The 12,499-nt window shown below is 48.6% G+C and carries 11 protein-coding genes and 1 riboswitch; of the genes, 1 reads left to right on the forward strand and 10 read right to left on the reverse strand.

Annotated elements, in window-relative coordinates; genetic code table 11:
* Positions 1-27: 27 nt before the first annotated feature.
* Positions 28-116: riboswitch (cyclic di-GMP riboswitch) on the reverse strand.
* A 187-nt stretch (positions 117-303) separates the two neighbouring features.
* The 9 genes from KJS65_RS18795 to KJS65_RS18835 form a co-directional block, all read right to left on the reverse strand.
* The gene (locus KJS65_RS18795) at positions 304-1,026 is read right to left on the reverse strand and encodes a 4'-phosphopantetheinyl transferase family protein (protein ID WP_374706198.1); all 723 of its coding nucleotides are present in this window, start codon (positions 1,024-1,026) and stop codon (positions 304-306) included.
* A 31-nt stretch (positions 1,027-1,057) separates the two neighbouring features.
* Positions 1,058-1,213: a hypothetical protein gene (locus KJS65_RS18800; RefSeq protein ID WP_202128829.1), complete on the reverse strand. Its 156-nt coding sequence runs from the start codon at positions 1,211-1,213 to the stop codon at positions 1,058-1,060.
* Between the two features lie 99 nt (positions 1,214-1,312).
* Complete coding sequence (locus tag KJS65_RS18805) at positions 1,313-2,839, reverse strand: MDR family MFS transporter (protein WP_213651416.1); 1,527 nt, start codon at positions 2,837-2,839, stop codon at positions 1,313-1,315.
* A 24-nt stretch (positions 2,840-2,863) separates the two neighbouring features.
* Positions 2,864-3,607: a cytoplasmic protein gene (locus KJS65_RS18810; RefSeq protein ID WP_213651417.1), complete on the reverse strand. Its 744-nt coding sequence runs from the start codon at positions 3,605-3,607 to the stop codon at positions 2,864-2,866.
* A 34-nt stretch (positions 3,608-3,641) separates the two neighbouring features.
* Complete coding sequence (locus KJS65_RS18815; RefSeq protein WP_213651418.1) at positions 3,642-4,361, reverse strand: bactofilin; 720 nt, start codon at positions 4,359-4,361, stop codon at positions 3,642-3,644.
* A gap of 3 nt (positions 4,362-4,364) precedes the next feature.
* Positions 4,365-5,003: a YhbD family protein gene (locus tag KJS65_RS18820; protein WP_213651419.1), complete on the reverse strand. Its 639-nt coding sequence runs from the start codon at positions 5,001-5,003 to the stop codon at positions 4,365-4,367.
* 209 nt (positions 5,004-5,212) lie between these two features.
* On the reverse strand, positions 5,213-7,657 hold the full coding sequence (locus KJS65_RS18825) for a glycoside hydrolase family 38 N-terminal domain-containing protein (protein ID WP_213651420.1): 2,445 nt from the start codon (positions 7,655-7,657) through the stop codon (positions 5,213-5,215).
* Between the two features lie 55 nt (positions 7,658-7,712).
* The gene (locus KJS65_RS18830) at positions 7,713-8,633 is read right to left on the reverse strand and encodes an ROK family protein (protein ID WP_213651421.1); all 921 of its coding nucleotides are present in this window, start codon (positions 8,631-8,633) and stop codon (positions 7,713-7,715) included.
* Positions 8,626-10,425: a class I mannose-6-phosphate isomerase gene (locus KJS65_RS18835; protein WP_213651422.1), complete on the reverse strand. Its 1,800-nt coding sequence runs from the start codon at positions 10,423-10,425 to the stop codon at positions 8,626-8,628. The genes KJS65_RS18830 and KJS65_RS18835 overlap by 8 nt, the downstream gene beginning before the upstream one ends.
* 209 nt (positions 10,426-10,634) lie before the next feature.
* On the opposite strand from KJS65_RS18835, the gene KJS65_RS18840 reads away from it, so the two are divergent.
* Complete coding sequence (locus KJS65_RS18840; RefSeq protein ID WP_213651423.1) at positions 10,635-11,558, forward strand: helix-turn-helix transcriptional regulator; 924 nt, start codon at positions 10,635-10,637, stop codon at positions 11,556-11,558.
* Positions 11,559-11,833: 275 nt separating this feature from the next.
* Here KJS65_RS18840 and KJS65_RS18845 read toward each other — a convergent pair whose 3' ends face one another.
* On the reverse strand, positions 11,834-12,361 hold the full coding sequence (locus KJS65_RS18845) for a GNAT family N-acetyltransferase (protein ID WP_213651424.1): 528 nt from the start codon (positions 12,359-12,361) through the stop codon (positions 11,834-11,836).
* Positions 12,362-12,499 lie beyond the last annotated feature (138 nt).

Below are 12,499 nucleotides of genomic sequence, written 5' to 3' on the forward strand. Positions count from 1 at the left end.
AGAGTTAGTTCAATAACGAATACATCATCCGGCAGCTGGCTGGCATGGCGATAAATCGCTTTGAGCCCCTTTAGCTTTGTGTCCCTCTCTTTCGAGGAGGTTTACCACTTTAAGTTTTCATAGTGCAGTAATCATGATACCCAGCGACATTGTCATACTTATCCAAAACTATTACTAATATATACCATAATCATGCTTAAAGTACAGGTATCTTTATACCTTGAAGCAGAAATAAAAGTGTCTATATCCCTAAATGTTGAGAGCCCTCACAGGATATGAGGACTATGAACATTGCGTGAATTTTTACAGCTCTCTGTCTATTAATTCCATAAAACGGCTTATAATCTCAGCCAAGGTATAGTTTTGGAAATCTATGTATCTATCTTCAATGGACAGGCAGGCAGCTAACTTATAATCGGTGTCGAATGAAATGGATCTTAGATACAACTCTGGGTCGATAACTCCTTGGTGTGATATGTAAATGCAATCTCCTGTTTTTACCTTTTCAATAGAGGAAAAATCAAGAGAAAGCCCCTTTCCGATGGCCTTGGCGTAGCTTTCTTTCAACGTCCACAATTCATAGAAAAATTCATTCCTTAGAATTCCCGGCTGCTCATTCCATTCGGCAAGCTCTTTTGGTGAAAAGCAAAGCTGGGCAACCTCCGGTTCTGCCTCGCCCATCTTCTCTATGTCCACACCGATCGGTCCCTCTGCGCTGACAGCACAAACCACCCAATCCATGGCATGCGACACGTTAAAATGAAAGTCCGGAAATCCCTTCAGGGATGGTTTACCGAAACCATCCCTGAGAAAATCCGCTTCACGCAGCTCGATTCCGTTTATTTCGCAAGCAATAATCCGCTTTAGAACAGCCGAAGCCATCTCTCGTCTTGCATCTGGTTCCTGCCTGTACCTGGCGACTTTATTTCTGACATCCTGCGGTAAATACTCAAGCACATGTCTGAATGTCTGCTCGTCATGTCCATGTTGCAAATTTACAGTATAAATCGTTGCGATTGAAGTCACCCTCTTGGTCTGTGAATGAAAGCGGTCATGGTTAAGGAATCAATTGGAGCCGGCGGGCCTGTTCCTCTGTTAAAATATACTCCTCGCTTGGCCAAACTTCATCCTCATCATCCACGCCGAACATTTTCATCACATCAGACCAGATTCCCTTTTCCACTGCTTCTTCTTGGGTAATGATCACTTTCATGAATATCAGCCTCCCTGATTCGCTACTTATTCAGCATTACCCTAAAAAATGTCTTCTGATGCGTATATGCTCTTCGAATGTATGATTTCTTGCTCCCCGCTACGCTTGGCTTTTCGTCTGCGCAGCCGTAGGGCCTTTGGAGAATTGCATGCGGCCGGCTCCCATCATGGATACCGACACGAGAGCAAAGAACACCGGGATAAGCGCCCAGAAAAAAGCGTGATCCACCGAAATCGACAGCGCTGCGCTGATCTTTTCCATCACCTGCGGCGGGATAAGCGCCCTTGTCTCGGGTGACAGCAGCTGCTGCGGATCGGCGCTCGCAGGCATGCTTTGACCCGCTCCGCCCAGCTTTTCCGTCAATTGGCCTTTGAAGTCATTGCGCTGAATGATACCGAAAATCGTAATTCCCACCGTCATCCCTAACGAACGCAGGAAGGAAATCGTCGAGTTCGCGGATCCGCGCTGCCGCAGCTCCATGCCCTGAATGGCTGACATGCTCAGTACAGAGAAGGAGAACCCGATGCCAAAACCGGTAATCATCATGTAGAAGGAAAGGACAAGCCTTGAAGTCTCTGGCGTTATTGTGGTCAGCAGAAACATCCCCAGCAGAAATACGATGGCGGAAAAGATCATAATTCTGCGGAACGTCATTTTGGAGGAGAGCATGCCGCCCACCTGTGAAGCCACAACCGAACTAAGCGTAAGCGGAAGTAGTATTAATCCGGAGTTAGTCGCACTACCACCCATGACACCCTGCACAAATATCGGAATGTATACCGCTGCTGTGATGAACGCTGCACCATAGAACAAGGCGGCTGCGCTGCTGGCGGCGAATAATCTTTTACGGAACATTTCATAGGATATGATCGGTTCCGCCACCCTACGCTCGACAAGCAGGAAGATGATGAACAGCAGAGCAAAAGCCGCAAACAATCCGAGAATAACGAGGGAATCCCAAGCATATTTACTGCCACCGAGTTCCAGCGCGAACATCAGGCTGACCACGGCGCCCACCAATGTGGCCGCACCCCAAATGTCGATTTTCTGACGGGAATGCTCATGTGATTCTCGGTAAAACAATACGACGAGCAGGAATGCAATAATACCAAGCGGCACATTGATGTAGAATATCCAGCGCCAATGCCAATAATCTGTAATATAGGCACCCATCAGCGGGCCGAACAGGTTCGCTACGCCAAATACCGCTCCGAACATACCTGACATCTTGCCCCGGAGCTCCGGTGGAAATATGTCAAAAATGATCGTAAAGGTGATTGGAATCAGTGCACCGCCTCCGATACCCTGAATAGCACGATAGATGCTAAGCTCGGTGATGCTGTGTGCCGTACCGCAGAGCATGGAGCCGATCAGGAACATGACCACACCAAATATAAAAAATTTCTTTCTACCATACATATCGGACAGCTTGCCAAAAATCGGCATCCCCGCCATTTCGGCAACCATATAAGCGGAGGTCACCCACACAAACTGGTCGAGCCCTCCCAAATCTCCGATAATCGTACCCATCGCCGTCGCCACAATGGTGTTATCGATGGCCGCGATCAGAATGCCTAGCAGAAGCCCTGCAACAATGAAGCCCAATCTATTCTTCTTTACAGCCATGACTCTCTCCCATCCTCCTTATCCTTAAAGTCTAATTTTCGCCGATTGCGAAACCGATGATCCACTGTCCTGCTTGAATTCATCCTTATATTCAACAAGGCCAATCCGGCATCCGCTGCCAATCGTAACGCTTCTGCCGCGGACAACAGCTGCTTTGGTATTTTCCAGCACGATGGTATCCCCTTCGATGGTCTCCGCGGTGAGCGAACCTTCCGAGCCTGGAACGAATTTGCCGATCAGCGGCAGACTCATGCTCTTCTTCACCATAATGTGGCTCCCAACGAGCTCGCGCAGGCGGCTTGGTCCGTACATCTTCATATCCACCTGTTCTGCGTTCAGCATGCCATTGACCTCCAGCGTTCCTCTAACCACTATTTCTTCCATTTGGCAATCTGCATTGACCCGCAGTTCACCGCTGATTTTAGCCTTTTCTGCCGACATCCGCCCGCCAACAGCCAGCTCGCCGCTGATGGATACATGACCCGCTGAAAGGTCATTCCCTATCTTCAGCTCTCCTTGCACCTTTACACTTCCGCCATGCATTTTTTCTGAAACACTCAGCGCTCCGTTGCTGGAGGCACTGCCTGCAAACAGCGAGCCATTTACCTTCGAACTCCCCATGCATTTGAACATTTCACAATCCGCATCACCGTTGATAACAGCGTCGCCCATGATCTTGATATTATTGAAAGAACCGCCGTTTGAACTGCCGCTACCCGTTATTTTCATGTCGCCGCGGCTTCCTTTTGAGTTCCCGTTTGTCACCATATGCTTCTTTCCTCCTTTTTAGACACTGTTGAATCTATATTTGATGAACGGCTCCGATGCTTGCATCGTCATCCCGGAGCAGTTGGTTTTTGTACTCCACGCGTCCGATTTTACAGCCCCTGCCGATCCTTATATCATTGCCCCGGACGATTTCCGCTTCCGTATATTCCAAATTGATTTCATCGCCTTCAATGGTATGTGCCTGCAGCTTGGCTGAGAGTACAGGTACGAACTGCTCGATGACACTGAACTTCTTCAACCGTCTGACGGTGATGTTTTCTCCGCCTATTTCCTGCACTCTGCATGGCATGTTCAGCTTGATGTCGATAAAACCGGCATTCAGCAGCCCGTCGATACTGAATCCACCATGAACAGACAACACTTCGCACTGCACATCATCTCTCGTTTTCAAGCTGCCGAATATCTCTATCTTTTCTCCGTCCAGCCCTCTGCCAATGGATAAGCGGCCGTTTACGGTCAGCAGTTCATTACAAACCGCATGTTCCTTAATCGTTACCATCCCGTCAAGGGTCATCCGGTTTGTGTTCAGCCCGCCTTCCACCTTCGCCGTTCCATTGATCGATACAGACTCGCTTTGTAATGCGCCATCGATCGTCATGGTCCCGTTGCTGTCGAGCGAAATACAGTCCGTATCCCCGTTGATTTTTGACATCCCATCAAGCCTAACATGCGAATAGCTGCCACCTTGCGAACGTCCAATGCCGGACATTTGCAGATCTGATCTCGTATCCATTTGTCATGCCTCCGTTTCATTGATCTTTAGTTTTAATTCTTCCATTGAAGCGGCCAGGGGCAGCCGGAAAATCCATTTTACATCCTTGTCAAAATAAATCTGTTCCGCCGATTCAGCCAAAAATAACAGGGGAACTCCCATTTTACGGATTAACACCACTTCGCAGGGTTTTGCCGCTAAAGTGCCATAATGCTCACGCATGACGGTAATCAGCATTTTGCCTTCTTCCCGAGTAATTTCACCGCTTTGCAGCAGCTTCTGCAGTACATAGACCGTCAGAATATCATTAAAGGATAACGTCTCCTGGCTTCCGAGTTCCTCTTCAAACAATCCCATCGCCAAAACCGTAACAATGTTACGTTCGACAATATTTTCAGGTGACAAAGATTGTATATTCGAGCTTGGTGAAAACACATCCGCCAGCTCATCCAGGGACAACCCATCCTTCATGTTCTTGATTCGTTCAATACGCTGCAATATTTTATCCTTTGGAAAAAAGGTTTCCTGTCCTGTAAAGGAAGACTTACGGACAAACCACTCTTCAGGAATGAGATTTTTGCGTTTCCAGCGGTACAGCTGTCCGTAGGAGATACCTGTCAGCTCCAGCAATTCTTTCTTCGAAATGAGATCCTCTTCGTTCATGACACCGCCTCCTCGAAAACTAATGTAACATAACATTGTTACGTTGTAAATAAAAAACACTCACTTATTTTTCTATTTTATGGAATTGATATCCATCGGGGGGAGGTTTTAAAGAATACGCAAAAACCACCGCTCAATATGAAGGGTGGTTTTACGTGATATGCCGGCAAAATCAGCATGGGTATGCTTTTTACGAATGAAATGATGAGTCAGCTCATGCGCCAAACCGTGAATCCGGAGCTCGTCGCCTGACATTGTCCGATTGCCTGCTGCGCTGTACGAATGCCCTCACTCCATTGAACGACGTAACGGAATTCATAGAATCCGCCCAATGTGGCTTTAAAATTCGTTTCCCAGTAGTTGCTCATGGCCCAGACATATAAATGGCGCTCCGTCTCTTCGCCTTGTTGGGTATGGAGCAGTCGTTTTCCGTATTCCAAGGATCCTAATTGAATAAGCGGCGTATCCGGTGTAGCAACCATGAGGGAACCGTTTGTCCCTACGTAGGCCAACCCCTCTTGAATGCAGGTATAGTCGAGCAGCGTTCCCGGCAGTTGATCAATCCATGGCCGAACCGGAGCGCCGGCTTTATCCAGCCACAATGTTTCGTCATCAGGTGATCCAGAAGTAAACGGCAGGGAAATATACACATTTTCGGGTTCCCAGACACTGTCCTTGTGCAACCGGACGGCTGAATCAACTCTGCTGCAAGTTGCATGCAGCTTGAGGAACACAGAATAATAGCTCATCCCGCGCGTTTCGAATTGCAGTTCCACAACCCCGAACAATGGACCGTTTGAGACAGCCTTGGCTTTCACCAGCCGTCCTGAAGTGCGCTGCACGTTAACCCCTTTTCTGTTGCGGCCCATTCCGCTGCGCACTGCATACTGGCTGCCCGGATTTGTCGAATCAACCGCTGGGGTACGTTCATACACAGGCGTAAACGCGCCATGCTTCCAATCCTTGCGAATGAGCTCTTCTCCGGTTTCTTTGTTGACCCAGGATATGATCCCCTCTTCGCTCCAGTGAATCTTCACATAAGGTGATTCGGCACCATGCTCCGAAATCGAAACGGCGTCCTTCTTACTTCCGGATGGATAAATATCCTCTATATCATAAACCGTATCTACCCCGACCAGCTTGAGATTACTCGTCGTGTTTGCCTTCGTTGTTTGCACAGGCCGGAGAATATACTGCTTCTGCTCCCCAGGGTTCAGCTCCGCTTCAATCGTAACGCTCTGATTACCAACTTGATGCGGAACCGCCTGTCCGCTGTCCTCGTCAATAACCTCTAGCCCGTCCTTGAAACGTTCATTCTCAAAGCCATCCCATTCGAGCACGGCGAATTGCCTGGATGCATGCGGCTCCGTATTAACCACGCGGTAACGGAAAGCCCGTCCGGGACGAAGCAGTGAACCGCCTTGTTCGTTTCGCACTTTGTCCAAAGCCCCGTGTGCCAACCGGCTTCCATTAGCTGCATAAGCCAGCTTGCGCACTTCAAGCATTTGCACATTCCAGTCCCAAGGAGAATGGATAGAGGCATGGAATCCCCATGTATGCTCCGCATACATCACAAGCTGCCGCTCGATGTCCGACAGCTCCTGCCGGCTGATAATCTGCTGCTGCGGATCAAGACGTTTGACCTTCCGCAGCGTACGCTGGGCATCCTTGAAGATCTGTGTATGCATTGGCGTAGAGGTTACACCATCCGACCACCAATCCGGCCAATCGCCGCGATACACCGGGATTTCCACGGTTTGCTGCTTCAAGTGGCTGAAAAAAAGGCTTAACGTGGACATTTCGATCTGAACCATGTCCCCATGCTCCCGGTTCCACGTCTGAATCGCCTGTGCAATATCCCCATTCGGCGAACCGTTATCCGTTGCCAGACCCGAAATCATCACCGGAACGAAGTCGTAAGGATATCCCTCTTCTTCCAGCTTGCGCAAATAACGCTCAATGCGCGTCGCCATGATCTCCTCGCGGTTGTTTACGATTGCCGGCGTAATGAATTCGTCCCGGATCATATAGCTGCCGACTCCATCCGGACATAAGCCCAGTTCATTGCCAAACATGTAGTGCTCCCCGTTCCATACAAGCAGTTTCTCTCCGTCCGGCGTCTCCCACCAGAATGGAGTCTGCTTGCGCCCCAGAGCAAACATGCCGTGATGCGTATGGATGCAGGAGAACAAATGCTGAACACCGGCATCCAGCAAGCTCTTCGCGTAACCCCAGCTGTAGCCGTTAATGTCGGCTGTCATGGCAGAGTCCACGGGACAGCCGATAGAACGTCCATATGCGGATGCTTTGGCATGAATGGAGCGGAGCAGGTCTTCATCGGCGAGCTCCGTCATGTTGAGATACGTGCCCGATAATTCAATGTCACCTTGCCGAACCGCTTCCGCAAAGTCACTTTTCTCATCATCAGTAGCTTCGCGAAGAAACTGCTCAACCGCCCAAAATGTCTCGCAGGTCCATTTGAACCCCTTCCATTCATCCCGTTTTCCGGACCGCATGGCCTTGGAAATCATGACGGCTTGGCGAATAAAATCAATGTGGTATTGCTCAATTCGCTCCTGTCTTTCCGTATAACCAATATCCGTATGCGAATGGTGAATCACAAAGATACGCCATTTACGGCTAAGTTCATTCATAAATACATCTCCCAGCATCAATTAATAAAAGAAAGGAACAACGCGCCCAAAACGGTTAGCAGCCCTGATCTCCAGTAAAAAGCTGACATGCTCCCCTAAGCGCACTCACCGATATATCCGATGAGATGCGGACCGGAATGTTATCCATCGAATCAGTAACGAATAGATCGGCGCTTTGGGCAATCTGCCCCCCAATGACGACGGCGCCAGGTTGAAAGGATCGGATAAACGGGAGCAGCACCTCCGTCAGCCTTTCGCCGAATTTACGGAACAGCTGTGCCACCTGCCTTTCGCCGGAGCGTGCCCGATCCGCCAAATTCTTCACATCCTCTTCTCCTGCAGCTACATTCTCAATCCCCATCTCTCTGGCAAGACGAACGATTCCTCTACGCGAGATGTAGTCGTCCATAATTCCCTCCAGGTATGGCAAACGATACAGCCATCCACCTTCAGGAACCCCCTTGCCCTGTTTGACCAACTGTCCGCTGCTAACGAAGGCTGAGCCGAAGCCCGTGCCAATCGTCAGACAAATCGTTTTCTCATACCCTCGCCCGACACCAAAGGCACATTCGCCGAGAGCGAACAATGCTGCATCATTTTCGATGGCAACTTCCGGCAGAGAACTCCATCTTGCCCGCAGCTCAGGAATGCCCGCGATCCTGGCGGTCAGTTCTTCCTTGAGATTGACGCCGTACAACGCTTCAAACTTGTTCAAGCCACGTGTCCGGCAAATTCCCCTTTCATAATCGAAAGGGCCTGGAAACCCCAACCCGACACCCCGGATCGCGTATCCGGCCGGAACCCGCTTTCCCTGAACCTCGACAAGATCGGTAAAATGCCGCAGCAGCACTTCCTTCTCTTCCCCCGAACGGGCGGGATAGACGGCAACAGGTTCAAGGAGGCTCCCGCTGCTTTCAAAAATACCTGCTTTAACATAAGTGCCTCCGACGTCAAAGGCCAATACGCTATCACGCATGTATGTCGACCAAGCTGATGTTCCATTTTTTCGAAACGCCTGCTTTAATCAGTTTGCATGGCATGCTCCCAAGATTCACAATGGCGTACGCACCAAACGAGGCAGGGATGATGTACGACTCTGCGTAACGGAATTCGACATAAACCGTTTCATCATCAAGCGAAACAATACGCACGCATTCCCCTTCAACCAGATTAAGCAGAACGAACTCGTCATCCGTTTCATCCTCCCAGCGATCGGTCAGATGGATGCGATTGACATAAAAAAGCAAATCCTCTCTTTCCCCAAGTACGTACTCCATATTGCTTCCTTGCTGATTCAGAAGTTTCGGCCCCGGAATCAGGTGATCCCGAACCCAATCTCCTTTACGCGTAAAATCAATATTTTCGAAGGCGTGCTCGATGTTCATGGGACGCGGCTTTCCATCCAAATCCTTTCGCACATAGTCGTATATTTTGAATGTAAACCACCATGTCGTCGCCGAAATTTCTAGCACGAAATTGTTTTTCCCCGAGCAGTGGACCGTCCCCGTCGGAATGAGATACAGATCTCCCTTCTCACTTGTCCATTCCTGCACATAGTCCGTAAATGCTATCGGTTCTCCGGTGGCTTGGGACTGCTCTGCAGCTGCTTGGAACGACTCAGGCGCACAGGTCTCGGTCAATCCGAGGTATACTTTGGCGTCGCCTTGTTTTTCCATAATGTAATACGACTCCTGCTGCTCCATAAATTCATTGAATCGCTCCCGGACATAAGCCTGTTTCGGATGGACCTGACAAGAGAGGTTATCACCATCCATCGTGTCCAAAAAGTCAAACCGGACGGGAAAATAATCGCCGAACAACTGAACGTTACGGGCGCCGATCATGTCCATATGGGCATAAGCCATCACGAGCAGGAAGGGAATTTCCACGACCTGATTCCCTTTCGATACGAGCACCGAATTTTCCGGAGCAATCGGCTCGAAGTTCCAGGCACAGTTCACCATATTTTCCGGCAGACCGGCTATTTGCTTCAGATATTGCCCACCCCATACGCCCGGCATCATAAACGGCTTGACGCGCAGCGGGAACCGGGCAATGTCATCAATCACAGCCAAAAGGTCGCGTACGGTCATCATTACGGGGCAGCGCGGATCATTCATATCGACATAAATATCAAATGATTCCAATCGCTCCTTCCGGTAGCCTTCCATCAGCGGCCATTCCACAAAATAAGCTATTTTATATTTTTCTACCGCATCCACATTCCAGCTCAATCCGAAGTTCAACAACCCATCTTTATGGGCGATCTCCTGGTATTCCCGCGAAACATCGAGGAACAGTGAACCCTCAAAGCGGCCGTCACACAGCCATAAAGCACCTGGGCCAAAAACAATAAACAGCGTCCTGGCGCTTGCGGTTTCAACGAGCTCGTCTGCATACTCGGCAAAACTACGCTGTGCCCCGTCCCTGAAATAATCGTCAATCTTCGCCTCCGATACGTAACCAAAGGCGCGATTATCGGTTATGTTCCGGTCAAAATGATGCCTCAGCTCCGTTCCGGATTTCAAATATCCATACACATCCGCAGCGGCGAAGCGAAACCCATGCTCCTCTGCGAATGGGATCAAGCGCTTTAGCAGCGCCTGAAAATCAGCACCATGCGTACCGTCTATCGCAAAGGTAACCACGTTACTGCTTGCGCCTTGCGTTTGAGAGATCACCCGCTTCAGTAATGCCTCATATCCCTGTTCCATGCCATTTTCAAGGATGGCTTTTCGAATCGGATTCAGCGGTCTTGTTTCGAACATAACATTTCAGTCCTTCCTCAGGGTAACGACGATCTTGATTTAAACAACAATCTTTCCAAACAACGCCCAACTTGTGTAACATTGTATTAAAACAGTGTGCCGATGTCTTTGCATGAACAGGTCTTCCTTTTGTAAAAAACGGACATCTGTTTTCCGCCTTTGATTCACTCCATTCAAGTCTCTGATTTATATGATGAAAGGAGATACCCATGTCACTGATCGAAGCAACCTTCCGCCGTGCCAACCAAATTTGCAACCGCCAGCTAACCAGGCTTGAAGAGAAAGACTTGAGTATTTCCATCCTATATTGGGGGTTCATGCCCACGCATTTTGATAATGCCCTGCACCGCCATTCTTTCTTCGAAGCCTGTTATGTGATCGAAGGCAGCGGCTTTTACATCGAGCACGGCATGGAATATCCGCTCCGTCAGGGAACATCCTTTTTGTCCTTGCCTGGCACTGGGCATCAAATACGCAGCGTTGCCGGATTAACCCTGGTGTATGTTGCCTTTGAAGTGGATGAAGAGCGTTCAGGGAGTCTATACATCGAGGCCTTCCGCCAGCTCCTGGAGCAAGCCCAATCGGTCATCTATGGCGCTGACGCACATCCTGCAGGCCGTTTTTGGGAAGCGTTAATATCCGTTTTTCAAAATGAAGGCCCTGTCATGCCCGTCTTGCTGAAAAACAGCTCGATGTCCCTGCTGCTTTCGATTCTCGCACTGCATGGACTTAAACCGGCTTTTTCCCTGCAGCTTCCTACGGATGCCCTGCATGAAGAGAATATCCTTTTCCGGCAAGCCAAGCTGTTCATTAACGATAACCTGAGCAAAGAACTCACCCTGATGACCGTCGCTAATCATCTTCATATCTCTTCGCGTCACCTGACGAGACTGTTCCAAAAGCATACAAACCAAACCTTCGTTCACTATGTTCAGGAGCGAAGGGTTCAATTTGCTTCGCAGCTGCTCCTGGAAGGGGAGCAGTCCATTAAAGATATCGCCTGTCAGTGCGGCTTCCAATCGGTTCACTACTTCACCCGAATCTTCACCCAGAAGCTCGGCGTATCCCCTGCCAAATTCAAACGGTCACAGTTTACCGAGGGGCGTTCCGGTAAAAACCACTTTAAGCAATGAACGCATCGCTAACATAGGAAAAAGGGCTGACATCCGGTGTGGGTGCCAGCCCTTTTGATTTATCAAACGGCGTTTTCATATACAATATATGTTTTTGTCCTCCGGTTTTGCCAAGAACATATATCGTTATAACAAAAATAGCCGCAGATACGCGGCTATTTCTCAAAACCGTGGAGACGTTTACCCTGCCGGAAGACCGGAATATTTTCTCCTATGTCATGGAGGCCCACCAAAAGAACCTACATAAAATGCTTTTTAAAATCAGCAAAATTGCATCACTCTTTATTAATCTCGTATCCCGCCTTCTCGAAAGCATGCCTCATCGGGAAATTTTCAACATCGGTATCGGCATAAATTCTCCAAACCCCAATATCTTGTAACACCCTTGTTGCTCTTAACAGCAAATCGTTAATAAATCCTTTCCCGCGGAATTCAGGAATGACACCTATGTAATGAATCGTTCCTTCCATCAATCCATTCTTCTCACATCCTTTAAATACAACAGGTTGAATAAGTCCAACGGGTTTTCCATTATAGTAGGCCAGTTCCCACCAATTTTTTTCGTAATGAAAATATCCTTCGTCGACGTTGAAAATGTCCTCTACTAGTTCATGATGACTCTCCGGTGTAATGCGTTTTTTATCCTCTCTATCTAAAGAACCTACAACGACTTGACTAATAATCTCTTTAAACGAGTCTTCTAATTCCAGGATTACTTGTTTAAATTCGCAGCGATCTGGCACCACGATCTTTTCCTTTGGTTCATTCCATACAAAAGCAATTTTCTTATAGCTTGAAGTCATGCATTCATTCCCCCTACCGCTTCCTAATGATCCGGTACATCTTGTTAGACTAATGATCTATATTTTCACCCCAATACTGACAAATAGTAAGTGTTTGATTTACTGGATAACATCAATAAAAATGGCCTAATTTCGTAA

The sequence above is a fragment of the Paenibacillus sp. J23TS9 genome, assembly GCF_018403225.1.
Lineage (GTDB): Bacteria > Bacillota > Bacilli > Paenibacillales > Paenibacillaceae > Paenibacillus_AQ.

Bases quoted from the DNA above. Each gene is read 5' to 3' on its own strand.
- KJS65_RS18810 (WP_213651417.1), bottom strand. From the start codon at position 3,607: ATGGTGACAAACGGGAACTCAAAAGGAAGCCGCGGCGACATGAAAATA.
- KJS65_RS18840 (WP_213651423.1), top strand. From the start codon at position 10,635: ATGTCACTGATCGAAGCAACCTTCCGCCGTGCCAACCAAATTTGCAAC.
- KJS65_RS18815 (WP_213651418.1), bottom strand. From the start codon at position 4,361: ATGGATACGAGATCAGATCTGCAAATGTCCGGCATTGGACGTTCGCAA.
- KJS65_RS18825 (WP_213651420.1), bottom strand. From the start codon at position 7,657: ATGAATGAACTTAGCCGTAAATGGCGTATCTTTGTGATTCACCATTCG.
- KJS65_RS18830 (WP_213651421.1), bottom strand. From the start codon at position 8,633: ATGCGTGATAGCGTATTGGCCTTTGACGTCGGAGGCACTTATGTTAAA.
- KJS65_RS18805 (WP_213651416.1), bottom strand. From the start codon at position 2,839: ATGGCTGTAAAGAAGAATAGATTGGGCTTCATTGTTGCAGGGCTTCTG.
- KJS65_RS18845 (WP_213651424.1), bottom strand. From the start codon at position 12,361: ATGACTTCAAGCTATAAGAAAATTGCTTTTGTATGGAATGAACCAAAG.
- KJS65_RS18835 (WP_213651422.1), bottom strand. From the start codon at position 10,425: ATGTTCGAAACAAGACCGCTGAATCCGATTCGAAAAGCCATCCTTGAA.
- KJS65_RS18800 (WP_202128829.1), bottom strand. From the start codon at position 1,213: ATGAAAGTGATCATTACCCAAGAAGAAGCAGTGGAAAAGGGAATCTGG.
- KJS65_RS18820 (WP_213651419.1), bottom strand. From the start codon at position 5,003: ATGAACGAAGAGGATCTCATTTCGAAGAAAGAATTGCTGGAGCTGACA.